The organism is Microbacterium sp. UBA1097 (genome assembly GCF_002313585.1).
Taxonomy (GTDB): domain Bacteria; phylum Actinomycetota; class Actinomycetes; order Actinomycetales; family Microbacteriaceae; genus Microbacterium.
In genome coordinates this window covers 40,943-58,595 of the sequence record NZ_DCBW01000048.1, presented here as the reverse complement: position 1 = coordinate 58,595, position 17,653 = coordinate 40,943, and the positions used below count along the sequence as shown (strand labels likewise).

Here is a 17,653-nt window from a genome sequence, read left to right as displayed (position 1 = left end):
TCGCGCCGTGTTGCGGGTCTGTTCGGCGCCCGCCGGCAGTATGGCGCGACTGAAAGATGAGTCTGGATTCTCGGTCGCGCCGTGTTGCGGGTCTGTGCGGCGCCGGACAGCAGCATGGCGCGACTGAACGGATGCCGCGGGGCGGCCCCGGCAGGGTCAGAGGGATCCGACGCCGAGGTTGATCGGGCTGCCCTCGATATTGCCGACAATGCCGCGGATGATGTCGGTTCCGTCGGTGCCGCGCAGGCTCTCGTACCAGGCCTCGGTCGCACCGGGCACGAACCCATGCGTCTCGGCCGCTCGCTTGCGGGCCCGGTTGACGAGGTCTCCCGCGCGCTCGGTGCGCGAGCGCTCGTAGCGCAGCAGCGCATCCTCGACGGAGTTCGTGTTCGTTGCCAGCGAGATCGCGAGGGCGAAGGTGTCTTCGAGCGCCGAGCACGCGCCCTGACCGATGTCGGGCGCGGTGTTGTGGGCGGCATCCCCGAGGATCGCCACTCGTCCCTTCACCCACGTGTGGAACGGGTCGATATCCCAGATCTCGACGCGGTTGAGCGAGGATGCCGGGTCGATCGCCTCCAGCAGGGTCTGAACCCCGGGCGCCCAGTCGCCGAACGCCTCACGCAGCGCGGCGAGGGGCTCACCGGCCTCGGCGGCGTGCCCCGCCGGCTGGGGAATGTCGACGAAGAAGTAGAAGCGGTCGCCGGCTACCGGCATGACGGCGCAGCGCTTTCCATCACCGACATAGGTCGTCCACTGGTTCGCGGGGCCGATCGCGGCATCCTGCGCCACCAGGCCGTTGAAGTTCGTGTATCCCGAGTAGGTGCGTTCGATGCCGCCGCCGGTCACGTAGTCACGCACCATCGATCGCGCCCCGTCGGCGCCGATCAGCAGATCACCGCTGTCGGTGGAGCCATCGTCGAAAGTCACCGTCACGCTCTGCAGGTGCTCGGCAACCGACACCGCCTTGCGCCCCAGATGGATGCGGTCCATCCCGACCGTCTCCATGAGCAGTGCCTGCAGCTCGGCCCGCGCCACGGGGTACGGGCGCTGACCGGTCTGCGCTGTCACCGGCTCAAGCGAGAACTGGCACATCGTCTCTCCGGTGAGGCCGTCGATGTAGGCCATGTCATCCATCCGGCCACCGAGCGCAGCCACCTCGTCGGCAAGCCCCAGCCAGTTGAGGACCTTCACCCCGTTCGACCACAGCGACAGTGCCGCACCGACCGGCTTGTTCTCGCGCATCCGGTCGTAGATGACGACCTCGTGGCCGAGCCGCGCCAGCGCGATCCCGGCACTGGCGCCGCCGATTCCTGCGCCGATGATGATGATCTTCATGTGGTGAACATTAGGGAGCGTGTGTCACGACCGCGTTACGCGGGTCTCAGCTGCCCCGATAGGTCGAGTATGCGAACGGGCTGAGCAGCAGGGGCACGTGATAGTGCCGGGCGTCGGTGATCGTGAAGTCCACTGTGACGCTCGGATAGAAGCAGTCGGTGCCGTGAGCTGCGAAGTACGCGCCGGTGTCGAAGGTGAGCGCGTAGGCTCCCGGGGGCAGCAGCTCAGGCCCGAGCCCGGCGCGACCGTCGGCATCGGTCACGGCCTCGGCGATCGCCTCACCGGATGCGTGCCGCAGTGTCACCGCTACGCCTGCGGCAGGCGTTCCGCCGGTCGTGTCGAGAACATGGGTGGTCAGGTGCGCTGTCACGGGTTCACTCTCCGCTCGAGGGGTCGGGTTCGATGGCGGCGCGCAGCCGCAGCATCGCGATCTGCCGCAGCTGGTCGAGCGCCTCGTCGACCTCGGCGTCAACGGTGTTCTCCAGGCGCCGCTGCAGCTCGGCAAGGATCTCGTCGGGCGTGCGGCCGGCGGCACGGATGAGGAAGACCCGCCCGAATCGGGCCTCGTACTCGGCGTTGCCCGCGGCGATCTGCTGGGCCACGGATGCCGCGGCATCCGACATCGCGGACTGCTCGTGCCGCGACGCGTTAGCCTCGGCGCCCTCGCCGCTCGGACGTTCGCCGATGCGGGGATGGTGGGCGAGTGCGGCATCCAGCTCGGGCCGGCCCCATGAGCGCGCGAGGCGGTCGGCGGTGGCCTCGAGCTCGTCGACGGAGGCGAACGGGCGTGTGCCGGCCACGGCCTCGGCCCAGGCCGGGACGCGAGCCCACACCGAGACGACCTCGATCGCTTCGGCCTCGGGCAGGTCATTGAAGTGCGTCAGCTCCATGCGGCCACCGTAACGCGCTAGACGCGCGACGGCGGCAGACGTGATCCGAAATGTTGGTACAGGTAACATGCGAGAAATGCGCGGATCATACGGTGACGGCATGTCGTCCCCGGCCCTCGCCCTCGCGTCACGCCGGGTGTTCCTTGACGGCGGCTTCTCGGCCGCGACAGTCCTCGTTCGTGACGGCCTCATCGCGGGGATCGCTCCGTTCGACCCGGATGCCGCGCTCGTCCTCTCTGACGACGAAGTGCTTCTCCCGGGACTCGTCGACTCGCATGTGCACCTGAACGAACCGGGACGCACCGACTGGGAGGGGTTCGAAACCGGCACGGCTGCAGCAGCGGCGGGCGGCATCACGACGGTGGTTGACATGCCGCTGAACTCGCTGCCCGTCACCACGACCGTCGAGGCGCTCGCCGCTAAACGCGCAGCGACAGCCGGCAAGCTCGCCGTCGACGTCGCGTACTGGGGTGGCGCCGTGCCCGAGAACCTCGGGTCGCTGCATCCCCTGTTCGCGGCTGGGGTGGTCGGGGTGAAGTGCTTCCTCTCGCCCTCGGGGATCGACGAGTTCGGGCACCTGGATGCCGCGGACTTGGAGTCCGCGCTGACCGAGCTTGCCGCCTTCGACGGGTTGCTCATCGCTCACGCCGAAGACCCCGCCCACCTGCACGATGACCCGGCTATCGGCAGCAGCTATGCACGATTCCTCGCGAGCCGCCCGCCGATCAGCGAAGAGTCGGCGATCGCCGCTGTCGCCGCTGCCGCCGGCCGCACCGGCGCGCGCGCCCACATCGTGCACGTCTCCGATGGGCATGCGCTCGATGTCATCCGTGAGGCCAAGGCTGCCGGCATCCGGCTCACGGCCGAGACCTGCCCGCACTATCTGACTCTGCGTGCCGAGGACCTTCCCGACGGATCGGGCACCGTGAAGTGCTGCCCGCCCGTGCGTGACGGCCACAACCAGGACCTCCTCTGGGAGGGCCTGCTCGACGGAACGATCGATGCCGTCGTCAGCGATCACTCGCCCGCGACTCGGGATCTGAAGGAGCGCGAGGACGGTGACCTCGGCCTCGCGTGGGGCGGGATCTCCGGAGTGCAAACCGGGCTCCGGGCGGTCTGGACCGAAGCATCCCGCCGCGGCATCCCGCTCGAGACCGTGATTCCGTGGTTCACGACCGGGCCTGCTGCGATCGCCGGCATCCGCAGCCGCGGCGTGATTCGGAAGGGTGCTCCCGCGCACCTGGCTGCGTTCGCGCCGGATGCGGCATCCGTCGTTCGCGCCGCCGACCTCGAATACCGCAACAAGCTCTCGCCCTGGGACGGTGCGCTGCTGCGCGGCTCCGTGCGCGCAACCTGGGTCAACGGGGAGACGGCGTACACTGCGAACCGGGGGATCACGGGCCGTCACGGGCGTGAGATCCTGGCCACCGATCCCGCTTCGGACGAAGGAGCCCGATGACCAGCTTTCCCTTCCCGATCCTCCAGCCCGGTATCGGCGAGATCGCCGGTGACCATTACCTGCGCTCCACACCCGAAACCGTGATGTGGGGGCGCCTGCCGTGCGTCACCGACACAGCGGTGCTCGAGGTCGCATCCGGCGAGACGGTGACGATCGACACGGTCAGCCACGAGGGCATCCTTGACGATCACGGCACCGACCCGGTTGCGTACTTCGGCAGTCACGGCATTCCCCGCGAGGCGGTGCTCGACGACGCCGTCGAGGTGGCCTCGGCGCTGTCTCGAAACCCCGACACCGATGGCCCGCATGTCGTGACCGGACCCATTCGGGTGACGGATGCCGAACCCGGAGACCTCCTCAAGATCACCGTGGTCAGCCTCGCACCCCGCGTGCCGTACGGCGTGATCTCGAACCGTCACGGCAAGGGAGCCCTGATCGGCGAACTGCCGCGCGGCGCGCACAACGTCAGCGTCTTCACTCCCGTCGAGGCGCGGCCCGAGGGCCTCGTGGGCGTGCTGCCGGTGACCGAGGGCGGCGAGGGTCGAATCGAGTTCCCGCTTGCACCCTTCCTCGGGATCATGGGGGTCGCGGTCTCCGACGACGAGCGCCCGCACTCGGTTCCCCCTGGGCCGCACGGCGGCAACATCGACATCAAGCTACTGACGGAAGGGTCGGTGCTCTACCTGCCGGTGCAGGTTGCCGGCGCTCTCGCGTACGTCGGTGACCCGCACTTCGCGCAGGGTGACGGTGAGGTCGCGCTCACGGCGCTCGAGGCATCCCTTCGCGCGACGCTGCAGTTCGAGGTCGTCCCGCGTGAGGTCGCGCTCGCCGAGTTCGGTGAGATCGTCGGTCCCCTCGTGCGCACCGACGAATACCTCGTTCCCACGGGCATGGATGTCGACCTCAACGTCGCGATGCGCAACGCCGTGCGCGCAGCCGTGAAGCTCATCGAGGCTCGTTGGGGCCTGGACGAACACCTCGCGTATGCATACCTGTCGGCCGCGACAGACTTCGACATCTCGCAGGTTGTGGACGTCGTGTGCGGTGTGCATGCGCGGATTCGTGAGGCCGACTTCGCGAAGCTGGACCGTGACTGACGTGACCGTGCCGGGTGGCTTTCCCGACGACATCCCCGCCGACCTGTTCACGGCTTTCGACGCCTATGAGCGGGCGATCCTCGCGAACGACCTCGACGCGCTGGATGCCGCATTCGCCCCCGGGGAGGGAACGATCCGCGCCGACGGCGCCGGCCTCCTGGTCGGCCACGACGCCATCAGCGCGTTCCGGGTCACCCGCGGCGGCGTTGCCCCGCGCACGATCGAGCGCCTCGAGTACCGGCCGCTCGGGCCTGACATCGCGCTGCTGGTCGCCGAGTCACGCTTCCACGGCGGCGGACGCGGCATCCAGACCCAGGTGTGGCAGCGCATCGATGGACAGTGGCTGATCACGGCGGCACACGTCACGCCCCGCACCCCGGCGTTCGACCGGTCGATCTGGCGTAGCGTCGGCGACCCGCTCTGGCAGGGCGCGTGGGAGGGGCCGCTCGCCGGCCTCACCGTGGCGGTGAAGGACCTGTTCGCCCTGACCGGCTTCCGCATCGGCGCCGGAAACCCCACCTACCTGCGCGAGGCGCGGGCAGAGAAGACCACGGCGCCTGCGCTTGCCGACCTGATCCGAGCCGGCGCGTCCGTGCGGGGTCTCGCGCGCACCGACGAGTTCGCGTACTCGATCGCCGGCGACAATGCCCACTACGGCACACCGCCGAACGCCGCCCTCCCCGGGGCGCTTCCGGGTGGCTCATCCAGCGGAGCGGCGAGCGCCGTCGCGCTGGGTCAAGCGGATGTCGGACTTGCCACCGACACCGCCGGATCGATTCGGGTGCCCGCCTCGTACCAGGGCCTCTGGGGGCTCCGCACGACCCACGGTCTCGTGCCGCGGCAGGGCGTTTTGCCCCTCGCGCAGAGCTTCGACACCGTCGGGTGGCTGACCCGCGACGGCGCGACTCTGCAGCGTGTGGCGGAGTGGTGCCTGAGCTACGACGGGTCTGATTCCACCGAGAGTGTCTACGGCGAGTCCGGGGATGACCTGCCGTGGCGCTTCCTCGTGCCCGATGAGGTCGTGGATGCCGCCGACGCGGCGACCCGCGAGGTCTTCGATTCGCTCGTGGCTCGGCTCGCGGCATCCGATGACCCGCCGCGACTCGGCCGGATCGAGATCGGCGACCTCGACGAGTACGTTGCGCCCTTCCGGACGGTGCAAGGCGCCGAGGCGTGGCGCAACAACGGGGAGTGGCTGCGCGAGCATCCCGGCGCGGTCGGGCCCGCCGTTGCCGAGCGCTTCCGGCTTGCGGCCTCGGTCTCGCCCGCGGCGGAAGCCGACGCTCGCGGGGCGCTCGCCCCGCTGCGCGAGAACCTGCACCACCTCGTGCGCGACGCCGTGCTGCTGCTGCCCACCGCTCCGGGACCGGCGCCGTCGCGCACGGCGGATCCCGGCGAGATCGACGCCACCCGCCTGGCCACCCTGCGGATGACGACCCCCGCCGCCGTCGCTGGTCTTCCCGCCATCTCGATTCCGCTGCTCACGGTGCGCTCGCCCCTGGGTGCGGCGCCCGTCGGAGTGTGCCTTGTCTCGCGGGCTGGCACCGACATTGCGCTCGTACGCCTGGCCAGGCGCCTGGCGGCACTCGTCTCGACCGATCTCTCGGGAAGGACCCCCTGACATGACCGACGCACCTGCATCCAGCATCCCCGGCCCGATCGACCCGCCCCGTCGACTCCTCATGGGCCCGGGGCCGGTCGATGCCTACCCCGGCGTCCTGCGGGCCATGTCGGCGCCGTTGGTCGGGCAGTACGACCCGTTCATGACCGCGACCATGACCGAGACGCAGGAGCTGTACCGCGGGGTCTGGGGTACGGGCAACGACGCGACGCTCCTGATCGACGGCACCTCGCGGGCGGGGATCGAGGCCGCGATCCTCTCGCTGATCCGTCCCGGCGATCGCGTCCTCGTGCCGATCTTCGGCCGGTTCGGCCATCTGCTGGCCGAGATCGCCGAGCGAGCGATGGCCGAGGTGCACACGATCGAGACGGTCTGGGGGCAGGTGTTCACGCCCTTCGCGATCGAAGAGGCCATCGTCCGCGTCAAGCCGACCCTGCTGGCTCTTGTGCAGGGCGACACGTCGACGACGATGCTGCAGCCCCTCGACGAGATCGGCGAGATCTGCGCCCGCCACGGCGTGCTGTTCTACTCCGACGCGACGGCGTCGCTCGGCGGCAATCCGTTCGAGGCCGACTCCTGGGGGTTGGATGCCGCGACCGCGGGGCTGCAGAAGTGCCTGGGTGGACCATCGGGCTCCGCGCCGATCACCCTCAGCGACCGCGCCGTCGACGTGATCTCCTCGCGCAAGAAGATCGAGGCCGGCATCCGGGAACCCGGCGACCCCTCGTCGCCCGATTTCGTGCGCTCCAACTACTTCGATCTCGGCATGATCTTGGACTACTGGGGTCCGCGGCGCCTGAACCACCACACCGAGGCGACCTCGATGCTCTACGCCGCTCGCGAGTGCGCGCGCCTGCTGCTGCTCGAGGGCCGGGATGCCGTCATCGCGCGCCACCGCCGGGTGGGGGCGGCGATGCTCGCCGGTGTCGAGGCGATGGGACTGCGCGTCTTCGGCGACGTGTCGCACAAGATGAGCAACATCGTCGCGGTCTACATCCCCGAGGGCGTGCCGGGCGATGCCGCTCGCGCCGCGATGCTCGAGGACTTCGGGATCGAGATCGGCACTTCGTTCGGGCCGCTGCACGGCAAGGTCTGGCGGATCGGCACGATGGGCTACAACGCGCGTCCGGATGCCGTGCTGCAGACCCTCGTCGCGCTCGAGGCAGTGCTCCGCCGATTCGGCGCGGCAGTGCCTGCCGGTGCCGGTGCGGATGCCGCATCCGACGCTCTGGCGGTCGGCTGACCCATGCCTTTGCTCGAAGCATCCCCCGACCGCATCGCGGCCGCCGCCCGTCGGGTGATGGCCCGCTGCGACGAACTCGCGCGGGTGAGCGCTCAGTCGGGGGCGATCGAGCGTGTGTATCTCTCACCCGAGCACGCCCGGGTCAATCGGCTCGCGGCCGAATGGATGCGTGAGGTGGGCCTGCGAACCTGGCAGGACGCCGCGGGAAACCAGCTCGGACGCATCGAGCGCAGCGCCGATCCTGACCCCGCGGCGCCGGCGCTCATGATCGGTTCGCACCTGGACACCGTCAAGGATGCGGGGCGTTTCGACGGCATCATCGGCGTGCTCATGGCCCTCGAAGTCGTTCGGCTCCTGCGCCAGGAGAGTGAGGGCGTGTCGAGGGTGCCGCTGCCGTTCGCGGTCGAGGTCGCGGCTTTCTCGGACGAAGAGGGGACGCGCTTCGGCAAGGCCCTCCTGGGGTCCTCGGCGGTTGCGGGAACGTGGAATGACGCCTGGTGGACGCTGGCCGATGAGGACGGCGTGACGCTGCGGCAGGCGTTCCTCGAGTTCGGACTCGACCCGGGACGGATCGGCGAAGCCGCGCGGCGACCCGACCATCTCGTCGCCTACCTCGAAGCGCACATTGAGCAGGGTCCCGAGCTCGATCGCGCCGGCGAGCCGCTCGCCGTCGTGTCCTCGATCGCCAGCGCCCGCCGCTTCCAGCTCACGGTCGAGGGCGAAGCCCGCCACGCCGGCGGCACTCCCTACGACATGCGCCGGGATGCGCTGCTCGGCGCGAGCGAGGCGGCCCTCGCTGTGGAACGCATCTGCCGCAGCGAGCACCACATCATCGGCACCGTCGGCCAGCTCGAGGCGTTCCCCGGCGCAGTCAACGTCGTCCCCGGCGAGGCTCACCTGAGCGTCGACCTGCGCGGCGAGCTCGACGGCGAACGAGACCGGGTCTGGGACGAGATCAGCCGCGAGCTCGATGACATCATGGGCCGCCGGGGATTGCGTTGGCAGGCGCGGGAGGTGCACAACGCCCCGGCGGTCCGGTGCGGTCTGCTGCTGCAGGACGTCGTGCGTGAGGGCATCGTCCACGCCGTGGAGCGCCGCAGCGACGAGCCGCCTGTCATCTTCAGTCGCGCAGGCCACGACGCCATGGCGATCGGCTCGATCACGGATGTCGGGATGCTGTTCCTGCGGAACCCCGACGGCGTGAGTCACCACCCCGACGAAGCGGTTTCGGCCGCAGACGTTGCCCTCGGCATCCGTGCCCTCACCGAATCCGTGCTCCAGCTGGCAGCCGACCGTCTCTGACGTGCGGAGCATTACGTTCGGTCGCGCCTTGTTGTGGGTCCCATGAGCATGCACCCGCACATCGGCGCGACTGAACTTCGTCGGGCGGTCGTTGGGGTGGTGTCCCCTGGTTCGGTCGCGCCTCGTTGCGGGTCTGTCGGGTGTCACCCCGCATTTCGGCGCGACTGAAGCTGGGCCAGCATTTTCGGTCGCGCCTTCGTGCGGGTCCCGTGAGCGTGCACCCGCATTTCGGCGCGACTGAAGCGAAGGTCACCACGCTTCTTGTTTCTCCTCGCCGCACGAGACCTGGGCAGACTCTTCGTTCGGTCGCGCCTTGTTGTGGGTCCCGTCGGTGCAACCTCGCACTTCGGCGCGACTGAATTTCGTGGCGAGGTCGTTGGGGTGGTTGCCCCACAGTTCGGTCGCGCCTTGTTGTGGGTAGCTCCGGTGTCATCTGCATTTGGGCGCGACCGAAGAAGCGCGATTGAGTAGACCAGTCATCGGGCAGCGTCGATGGCGCGACGGATGCGGGCCACGAGAAGCTCGGGTGGTCCGAACAGGTCTGACTGTGTCACTCGCATGACGCGCCAGCCGAGTTCGATCAAGCGCTCCATCCGCGCAATGTCCTTTGCCCACTGCACGGGGTCGGTGAGGTGGTGCTCGCCCTCGTACTCCAGCGCAAGCCGGATGCGGGGAAGCGCGAAGTCGACCTGCGCGATCCACACACCTCCGTCCAATACATCGAAGTTCGGCAAGAACCCACCGAGGCCAGCCCGACCGAGCAGAAGACGCATCAGGGTCTCCGGACGCGACCGCGATCGGGGGTGAGCCAGGGGCAAGGCGTTGCGAAGAACATCGCCGCCGATCCGTCGACCAGCGTCAGCGGCGGCCTCGAGTTCAGCGAGCCCGGCAAGCGGCGGCGGATCGTCCGGATGCATCTGCTCGCGAATGATCGCGTCCGCCGCGACGACGGCATCATCGACCCACTGGTAGTGGGAAGACAGCATCGCCCAGGTCGACGCCGGTGATGACACGGCGACTCCCAGCACCGGATGCTGCACCAGCTCGCACATCCACGGTCGCAGTGCGTGCCCGCGCACGCCTCGTCCGGCCGGTGCGCGACGCGGCCAGATCACTGAGACGTCAAGAACTCCCGCGCGCAGCATCCGTCGCGGAAGCGGCACGCCCCAGGCGACCGCGGCGGAGATATGACTGAAGAACTCGTGCTCGGTCATCCGCTGCGCGTAGGCGTCCAGCGACTCGAGCAGAAGCGACTCGCCACGGTCGGGGCTGTCGGCGGGGGGCTCGAGGCGCTGCCGCCGAACCGCGCGGAACGGCATCTCAAGGTCGGATGCCCGAAGCCGAGACGACGTCACACCACGTTCGCGGGCGCGCTGGACGGAGAACGTTCGTCCGAGGTCTGCGGGAAGCTCTCGGGGCTGCACTCCTCCACCGTGAACGCGCGGCGCTTGCCGAGCGGACGCTGGGACAGAACCGGGGACAACTGCCCGTCGGCGCCAGCGGGGGAGAAGCGGCCGGCCGAGACATCCGTCACGATGCTCGCGGGGTTTGGACGGGTCACCTTTCGTTCGGTCGCGCCATATTGCGGGTTCTGGGGAAGGGCACTCGCAACAAGGCGCGACTGAACTGAGCTGCACTCACGAGAAGGTGCGACCCTGTCCGGTTCGGTCGCGCCGTGAGGTCGGACTTGGCACACAGCACCCGCAATATGACGCGACTGAACAGAGAGGGCTGGCGGATCGAGGTCCAAAGCGCGCGGGAGCCCCTGGCGTAGCAGCAGCGAAACATGGGAGCGGTAGCGTTGCGAGACCCTCGCACCACCGGAGAACTTATGGCATCCCTGCTCGTTATCAACGCTCGTCTTATTACGGTCGCCGCCGGCGCCGACGACCTCGGCTACCTCGATGAGGGCTGGATGCTGGTCGAAGACGGCATCATCGCCGCGACCGGAGCAGGTCAGCCTCCCGCGGGCACGACCGCCGACGAGACCCTCGACGTCGCCGGCGCGTTCGTTGCGCCCGGGTTCATCTCCAGCCACAGCCACCTGTTCACGAGCGGTCTGCGCGGGCTCGGCGCGAACGAGACCCTCTACGGCTGGTGCGACTCGATGCTCGGGTTCACCGCGAACCTCAGCCCCGACGACATGTACTGGTCGACCCTGCACGGGTCGCTCGACTTCCTCGCGAACGGCGTCACGACCGCCTACAACTTCACCGATCCGCTGCAGGCGTGGGAGTCGATGGTCGACGGCAAGCGCCTCGGCGGCAACGCACCGCTGCGGCCCGTCGAGTACCACACGCGTCAGGCCGACGGATGCCGCGACGCCGGCCTCCGGTTCGTCGACGCGATCGGCATGGATGTCTCCACCGGCACCGATGACGAGATCTTCGACCGCTTCGCCGCGGAGGTAGCGCACACCCGCGCCATGGACCCCGCGCTCGCGCTCGGCGCCTCGATCATGGGCCAGGTGCAGTGGTCGCCGCGCCCCGAGGCCGCCGAGCTCGAGGTCGAAGCGATGCGCCGGTTCGGCGTGACCAACCAGGCCCACTTCCTCGAGTCTCCCGAAGCGGTTCCGGTGCAGCAGGCCAAGTTCGCGATGTATCGGGATGCCGGAGCGCTCGGCCCCGACATGATGTTCGGCCACTTCATCCAGACGACTCCCGAGATCATCCGGGCCACCGCCGAGGGCGGCGCGTCGATGTCGTGGCAGCCGGCGTCCAACGGACGCCTCGCGTCGGGCGTCGCGCTCGTTCCCGAGATGCTCGAGCTCGGCATCCGTGTCGGGATGGGCCTCGACGACCAGGCCTGCACCGACCTCGCCGATCCGTGGGGCAACATGCGTGCGGGGATCTTCATGCAGCGCGCCCGCACCAAGGACCCGCTGTCGATGACGCCCGAGACGGTGCTGCGCCTGCACACCCTCGGTGGCGCCGAGATCTTGGGCGTCGCCGACCGGGTCGGCAGTCTCGAGGTCGGCAAGTTCGCCGACTTCGTCGTCGTCGACCCACGGGTGCCGGATGTCGGACCGCTCTGGCACCCGGTGCGCACCTACGTGCTGTCGATGAGCCTGCGCAACCTGAAGCAGGTCTATGTCGGCGGGGTGCTCGCGAGCGAGAACGGCGTCTCGACCAACCCCCTGGCTGCCGAGGCGTCAGCCCGCGTGCACACCGACCTGCCGGCGCGCGCAGCGCAGTTCGGCCACCCGCGCTGAGTCACGCGCGCTGGGCCGACGCACAGGGGACGCACATCGTCGCCGTCGGCCTGACCTCGAGCCGCGCCGCCGGAATCGGCTGCCCGCACCTGACGCAGATGCCATAGGTGCCCGCGTCCACGCGCGCCAGCGCATCGACCACCGCCGCGTGGTCGCGCAGGGCCGCATCCCGAAGCGCCTCGACCCGCTGCCACTCGCCCGAGAGCGTCGAGCCTTCGGGGTCGTGCTCGTCATCGGCAGTCGCGGCAGCGCGGTCGGCGCGCAGCGATGCGGCGTCAGCGTCCAGCCGCGCGAGCTGATCATCCAGCCCGCGCAGGCGCTCGGTCAGCACGGTGCGGTTCACGTCCCGAGGCTACGCCCCGCCACCGACGTCCGGGCCGGCGTTCTGCTCGAGACGGCTGTCGCAATCTCGAAGAAACACCCGGATGATAGGCAGGAGTCCGGGAGGTGAGCATGCGAGAGATTCTTGATCCGGCCGCGGCCTGGGTCGCCGAGGAGCGTCAGTTCGCGCTCGCGGTGCTCGTCTCGGCGCAGGCGAGCTCGCCGCGCGAACTCGGCGCGGCGATGATCGTGGATGCCGACGGCGTCGTCTTCGGCAACGTTTCGGCCGGCTGCGTCGACGGTGACGTGCACGATCTGTGCCTCCAGGCGATCGAGTCCGGCGAATCGACCCGCGTTCGCTACGGCATCTCCGATGAGACCGCGTTCGAGGCGGGCCTTAGCTGCGGCGGCGTCATCGACGTGCTCGTCCTCCCTGTCCTCCGCGGCACGTCGGCCGCGGCAGCGATCGCCGACCTCCGCGCCGCGATCCTTCGTCGCGAACCGTGCGCGCTCGGCGTCGTCACTGCCGGGCGCAGCCGCGGCACCCTCGTCCTCGCTCGAGACGGCGCGGATGCCGAGACCGACGTCCCCGCGACGGCCGATGACGGCATCCGCTCCGCACTCACCGCTGACCTCGAGCGCCTCCGCACCGATGCCCACGCGCTCACGCTGCGCTACGGAACCGACGTCGACGCGATGGAGGTGCTCGGCCTGCCGTTTCCCCACGCGCCGCGCCTGATCATCATCGGTGCCGTCGAGTTCTCGGTCGCTCTGAGCAGGCTCGGGGCGGCATCCGGATTCGAGGTCACGGTCTGCGACCCGCGGGAGGCCTTCGCTTCGCCCGCGCGTTTCCCCGACGCCCACGAGGTCGTGCACGAATGGCCGCACGACTACCTCGCGCGCACGCCGATCGATGCGCGCACCGCGATCTGCGTGCTCACGCATGATCCTCGGTTCGACGTCCCCGCGCTCGCTGTCGCGCTGCGCAGCCCGGCTGGGTATGTGGGTGCGATGGGCAGCAGGCGCACGCACGACGACCGAGCTCGCCGACTCGCCGACGCGGGGCTGACGGATGCCGAAACCCAGCGACTCCGCTCGCCGATCGGCCTGGCACTCGGGGGTCGCACCCCTGAGGAGACCGCGCTGTCGATCCTGGCCGAGATCGTCATGGTGCGGTCGGGGGGACGCGGCGGTGCTCTGCGAGACACGACCGGTCCGGTGCATCCCGCAGTGTCGACCCCTCGCGAGCTGACGGTGCAGCCGGGCGCAGAAGAGGGCATCTCCTGTGCCCCCGGCGCCGGCGTTCCGCGCTGACCGCGCCGCCCGCTTTGCGGGATCCGACGCTCGTCGCATCCGACATTCGGTAACGCAGACGAAACAGTCCGGCGAGTGTTCATGAAATCTACATCTCATAGCGTCGGACTCGACGACCCGACGAGTCCCGCAGTCGCGCGTCACCGAGTGTCCCATTCACCCGCGATCAGGAGACGCAGCAAACATGACATCTCTTTCCTCTCGAATCGTGCGCCGGTCAGCCATGGCCGTCGCAGCCGTCGCCGTGTCGGCGCTCGCCCTGAGCGCCTGCGCCAGCGGTGGCGAGTCCACCCCGGCTGAGTCCACCAGCGGCGACGCTGCGGAGGGCTTCGGCACGCTTGCCGTTCAGCTCAGCTGGATCAAGAATGAAGAGTTCGCCGGCGACTTCTTCGCCATGGAGAACGGCTACTACACCGAGGCCGGGTTCGACGAGGTCACCCTCACGCCTGGTCCGACGACTGGTGCCGCCGAGCTCATCTCGGGCACGGCTGACATCGCCTTCTCGGACGCGGTCTCGATCGGCTCAGTCGTGGCAGCCGAGGGCGCCCCGCTGAAGATCATCGGCGCGGTCTACCAGAAGAACCCGTTCACGATCCTCTCGCTGGCTGACGGCGGCAACATCACCACGCCCGAAGACCTCAAGGGCAAGAAGATCGGTGTTCAGGACTCCAACACCGCGCTGTTCAAGGCTCTGCTCGCCGCCAACGGCATCGACGAGTCCGAACTCGAGATCGTGCCCGTGCAGTACGACCCGGCACCGCTGACCAACGGCGAGGTCGATGGCTTCATGGCGTACCTGACCAACGAGTCGATCACCGTCGCCGCAGCCGGCTTCGAGGTCGCCAACCTGCCGTTCGCCGACAACGGTCTGCCGTTCGTTGCCGAGACCATTACGACGACTGACGACATGATCGCCAACGACCGCGAGAAGCTCAAGGCGTACCTGGTCGCTGAGATCAAGGGCTGGACCGATGCGGTCAACGACCCCGAAGAGGGCGCTCGCCTGGCATACGAGATCTACGGAGCAGACCTCGACCTGATCCCCGAGAACTCGATCGCTGGGTCCATCGCTCAGTCCGAGGAGCTCGTCGTCTCGGCTGACACCGAGGAGTTCGGCCTCTTCTGGATCACTCCGGAACTGCAGGAAGCGACCATCGCGAGCCTCGCCGGTGCCGGTATCACCCTCACCGCAGCCGACCTGTTCGACCTGTCGCTGCTCGAAGAGGTCTACGCCGAGAACCCCGACCTGGTCGCCTACGCGGGCTGATCAGAAACACGCAAGGAGAATCCATCGTGACCGAACCCACCGCATCCGGTTCAGTACTCACGACGGGCTCTGCAACGACCGGTGCCCAGGGCGAGTCCCTGGGCACCGGCCTGCAGATCTCCGGACTGAACAAGGTCTTCACCACCGGAAGAAAGACCGTCACGGCGCTCCAAGACGCCAACCTACACACCGAGCAGGGCACCTTCCTGTCCCTCCTCGGACCCTCAGGATGCGGAAAGTCGACGATCCTGCGCATCCTCGCCGGTCTCGAGCAGCCCACCAGCGGCACGACCCGCGTGGACGGGAAGAGCCCGAAAGAGTTGCGCAAAGAGAACAAGCTCGGCATCGCCTTCCAGGACTCGGCACTGCTTCCCTGGCGCAGCGTGGTCTCCAACATCCGTCTCCCCTTCGAGATCGCTGGCGCGTCGGTCGACAAGGCGTATGTCGACGAGATGATCGCCCTCGTGGGACTCAAGGGCTTCGAGAAAGCCAAGCCTGCGCAGTTGTCGGGTGGCATGCGGCAGCGTGTGTCCATCGCGCGATCGCTGATCATGAAGCCCGAGGTGCTGCTCTTCGACGAGCCCTTCGGCGCGCTGGACGACATGACGCGCCAGAAGCTCAACCTCGAGCTCCTGCGCATCTGGACTGAGAAGCCCGCGACGACACTGCTGGTGACGCACGGCATCTCGGAGGCGATCTTCCTCTCTGACCAGGTGGCAGTCATGAGCCCGCGCCCGGGCCGGATCAAGGAGGTCATGACGATCGACCTCCCGCGCCCCCGTACCCCCGAGATGATGCGCACCCCCGAATTCCACGCCTACGTCGACCAGGCATCCGAGCTGCTGTTCGGTGTCGGAGGAGCAGCGGCGGATGACCACTGAGAGCCCCACGCGCGGTCGCGCGATCGAGTGGGAAGACTTCCGTCTCCCGCCGTGGCTGATCGGTGTCATCGGCGGTATCGGCATCATCCTGCTGTGGTGGATCCTCGCTGCCACCGTGTTCTCCAATGTCGGTCCCTCGGGTGCCAGCGCGATTCCCACCCCGTTCCAGGTCGTTCAGATCATGGTCGAGACGGGCCCGCAGTACTACATCAACAACTTCGCCGTCACTCTCGCTGAGGCCGGTATCGGCTACCTGTGGGGGAACGGCCTGGCGCTTCTGCTTTCGGGGTTCGTGCTCCTCGCACCGCGCCTGGAGGGGGTCGCCATGCAGCTCGCGATCCTCACGTACTGCATCCCGATCGTTGCCATCGGCATGCTCGCGGTCATCGTCATCACCCCTCCCAAGGTCGGTGAGCCCAGTGGCACAGCTATCGTGCTGGCCGCGCTGTCGGTGTTCTTCACGACGGTCGTCGGCGCGCTTCTCGGCCTCAAATCAGCTGACAAGTCGAGCCTTGACCTGGTCACGGTCTACGGCGGATCGAAGTTCACACAGCTCATCAAGGTGCGGCTGATCGCGGCCCTTCCCGCGACGCTCAGCGCGCTGCAGATCGCTGTTCCCGCTGCCTTCCTCGGTGCCGTCCTCGGTGAGTTCTTCGGCAAGATCGAGGTCGGGGTGGGGCTTGCGATGATCCTCGCGCAGCAGGCGTCGAACGGGCCACAGGTATGGGCGCTGGCGCTTCTGAGCGGGGGCGTCGCGCTTCTCGGTTTCGCGCTCGTCGGGTGGATCGCCAAGGCGATCGCCCCCTGGTCGAAGGGACGTTGACGATGGCGCAGATCACGCTCACCGGAGCCACCGACATCCAGGCGGAAACAGCGAAGCTCACCGCCAAGCTGCGCACCCAATCCACCCGCGCCGTACTGCGTGCGCTCGGCTGGTCGACGCTCACCCTCGTGCTCACCATCGTCGCCGTTCTGGTGATCTGGGTGGGCCTGCTGTGGGCGCTTCAGCTCTCGCCCCTGATCGCCAAGGGGCCTATCGACGTCTGGAACTGGCTGTTCACCGTTCCGGCTGCCGAGGCCAACCGCACGATGTTGCTGGGGAACCTCATGGTCACGCTGGGCGACGCCGCGATCGGCTTCGTCGCAGGCCTCGTCGTCGCTCTCCTTGCCGCCCTCGCGTTCGAGCTGAACAAGGGCATCGAACACGCCCTCATGCCGGTGGCGATGCTCCTGCGTTCGGTGCCGCTGATCGCGATGGCTCCGGTCATCATCCTGATCTTCGGTCGCGACTTCTGGACGGTAGCCGTCATCGGTGGCATCGTCGTTCTCTTCCCGGCTCTCGTGAACATTTCGTTCGGACTCAAGTCCGCGCCGCCGATGATGAACGACCTCGTGGATGTCTACGGCGGCGGAGCGTTGACGAAGCTTCGCAAGGTGGCGTTCCCCTCCTCACTTCCCGCCTTCTTCGCCGCGGTGCGCATCTCGGTTCCCGGTGCCATCACCGGAGCCCTGCTCGCAGAATGGCTCGCGGTCGGCGGCGGAATCGGTGGCTCGATCGGCGGATTCGTCCCGCAGGCGCAATTCGCGGCACTGTGGGCATCGGTCGTGGCCGTCACCGGCGCATCCCTGGTGCTCTACAACCTCATCCAGATCGTCGAAGATGTCGTGCTGGCCCGCATGGCGATGCATCCGCAGAAGGGCGTTTGAGCGCA

At 68.5% G+C, this 17,653-nt stretch carries 17 protein-coding genes; 11 read left to right on the top strand and 6 right to left on the bottom strand.

Annotated features, from left to right (window positions below):
* Positions 1-156: 156 nt before the first annotated feature.
* The 3 genes from hpxO to uraD are packed head-to-tail and all read right to left on the bottom strand — an operon-like array spanning position 157 to position 2,225.
* Positions 157-1,335, bottom strand: coding sequence for an FAD-dependent urate hydroxylase HpxO (gene hpxO / locus B4F19_RS12085; RefSeq protein WP_292735240.1), 1,179 nt, complete (start codon positions 1,333-1,335; stop codon positions 157-159).
* A gap of 46 nt (positions 1,336-1,381) precedes the next feature.
* Positions 1,382-1,705 (bottom strand): hydroxyisourate hydrolase, encoded by a 324-nt coding sequence (gene uraH, locus B4F19_RS12080; RefSeq protein WP_292735237.1) that lies wholly within the window; start codon positions 1,703-1,705, stop codon positions 1,382-1,384.
* 4 nt (positions 1,706-1,709) lie between these two features.
* A complete protein-coding gene (gene uraD / locus B4F19_RS12075) occupies positions 1,710-2,225 on the bottom strand; it encodes a 2-oxo-4-hydroxy-4-carboxy-5-ureidoimidazoline decarboxylase (protein ID WP_292735234.1) in 516 nt (171 codons plus the stop codon).
* 100 nt (positions 2,226-2,325) lie between these two features.
* Between uraD and allB the strand changes: the two genes are divergently transcribed.
* Genes allB through B4F19_RS12050 form a run of 5 tightly spaced genes read left to right on the top strand, consistent with a single transcriptional unit; the run spans position 2,326 to position 8,947 of the window.
* Positions 2,326-3,684 carry an allantoinase AllB gene (allB, locus tag B4F19_RS12070; RefSeq protein WP_292728446.1) on the top strand — a complete coding sequence of 453 codons (1,359 nt, stop codon included), beginning with the start codon at positions 2,326-2,328 and terminating at the stop codon, positions 3,682-3,684.
* Positions 3,681-4,781: an acetamidase/formamidase family protein gene (locus B4F19_RS12065; protein WP_292735231.1), complete on the top strand. Its 1,101-nt coding sequence runs from the start codon at positions 3,681-3,683 to the stop codon at positions 4,779-4,781. The genes allB and B4F19_RS12065 overlap by 4 nt, the downstream gene beginning before the upstream one ends.
* Positions 4,774-6,402 carry an AtzH-like domain-containing protein gene (locus B4F19_RS12060; RefSeq protein ID WP_292735228.1) on the top strand — a complete coding sequence of 543 codons (1,629 nt, stop codon included), beginning with the start codon at positions 4,774-4,776 and terminating at the stop codon, positions 6,400-6,402. The genes B4F19_RS12065 and B4F19_RS12060 overlap by 8 nt, the downstream gene beginning before the upstream one ends.
* 1 nt (position 6,403) lies before the next feature.
* Positions 6,404-7,645: a pyridoxal-phosphate-dependent aminotransferase family protein gene (locus tag B4F19_RS12055; protein WP_292728440.1), complete on the top strand. Its 1,242-nt coding sequence runs from the start codon at positions 6,404-6,406 to the stop codon at positions 7,643-7,645.
* Positions 7,646-7,648: 3 nt separating this feature from the next.
* Complete coding sequence (locus B4F19_RS12050) at positions 7,649-8,947, top strand: allantoate amidohydrolase (protein WP_292735225.1); 1,299 nt, start codon at positions 7,649-7,651, stop codon at positions 8,945-8,947.
* 476 nt (positions 8,948-9,423) lie between these two features.
* Here the strand turns inward: B4F19_RS12050 and B4F19_RS12045 are convergent, their stop codons facing one another.
* Positions 9,424-10,302, bottom strand: coding sequence for an endonuclease domain-containing protein (locus B4F19_RS12045; protein WP_292735222.1), 879 nt, complete (start codon positions 10,300-10,302; stop codon positions 9,424-9,426).
* Positions 10,299-10,508 (bottom strand): hypothetical protein, encoded by a 210-nt coding sequence (locus tag B4F19_RS12040; RefSeq protein WP_292735219.1) that lies wholly within the window; start codon positions 10,506-10,508, stop codon positions 10,299-10,301. The genes B4F19_RS12045 and B4F19_RS12040 overlap by 4 nt, the downstream gene beginning before the upstream one ends.
* A 270-nt stretch (positions 10,509-10,778) precedes the next feature.
* Here B4F19_RS12040 and B4F19_RS12035 point away from each other — a divergent pair, with 270 nt between their 5' ends.
* Positions 10,779-12,158 carry an amidohydrolase family protein gene (locus tag B4F19_RS12035; protein ID WP_292735216.1) on the top strand — a complete coding sequence of 460 codons (1,380 nt, stop codon included), beginning with the start codon at positions 10,779-10,781 and terminating at the stop codon, positions 12,156-12,158.
* Position 12,159: 1 nt separating this feature from the next.
* On the opposite strand, the gene B4F19_RS12030 is transcribed toward B4F19_RS12035, so the two are convergent.
* Complete coding sequence (locus B4F19_RS12030) at positions 12,160-12,501, bottom strand: TraR/DksA family transcriptional regulator (RefSeq protein WP_228179276.1); 342 nt, start codon at positions 12,499-12,501, stop codon at positions 12,160-12,162.
* Positions 12,502-12,611: 110 nt separating this feature from the next.
* Between B4F19_RS12030 and B4F19_RS12025 the strand changes: the two genes are divergently transcribed.
* From B4F19_RS12025 to B4F19_RS12005, 5 genes are all read left to right on the top strand, one after another.
* Positions 12,612-13,793 (top strand): XdhC family protein, encoded by a 1,182-nt coding sequence (locus tag B4F19_RS12025; protein WP_292735213.1) that lies wholly within the window; start codon positions 12,612-12,614, stop codon positions 13,791-13,793.
* Between the two features lie 184 nt (positions 13,794-13,977).
* Positions 13,978-15,060, top strand: coding sequence for an ABC transporter substrate-binding protein (locus B4F19_RS12020; RefSeq protein ID WP_292735211.1), 1,083 nt, complete (start codon positions 13,978-13,980; stop codon positions 15,058-15,060).
* A 98-nt stretch (positions 15,061-15,158) separates the two neighbouring features.
* A complete protein-coding gene (locus tag B4F19_RS12015) occupies positions 15,159-15,941 on the top strand; it encodes an ABC transporter ATP-binding protein (protein ID WP_228179320.1) in 783 nt (260 codons plus the stop codon).
* Positions 15,931-16,764, top strand: a complete 834-nt coding sequence (locus B4F19_RS12010) for an ABC transporter permease (protein ID WP_292735208.1) — start codon at positions 15,931-15,933, stop codon at positions 16,762-16,764. Before B4F19_RS12015 ends, B4F19_RS12010 begins: the two co-directional genes overlap by 11 nt.
* A 2-nt stretch (positions 16,765-16,766) precedes the next feature.
* Positions 16,767-17,648 (top strand): ABC transporter permease, encoded by an 882-nt coding sequence (locus tag B4F19_RS12005; protein ID WP_228179272.1) that lies wholly within the window; start codon positions 16,767-16,769, stop codon positions 17,646-17,648.
* Positions 17,649-17,653: the final 5 nt, after the last annotated feature.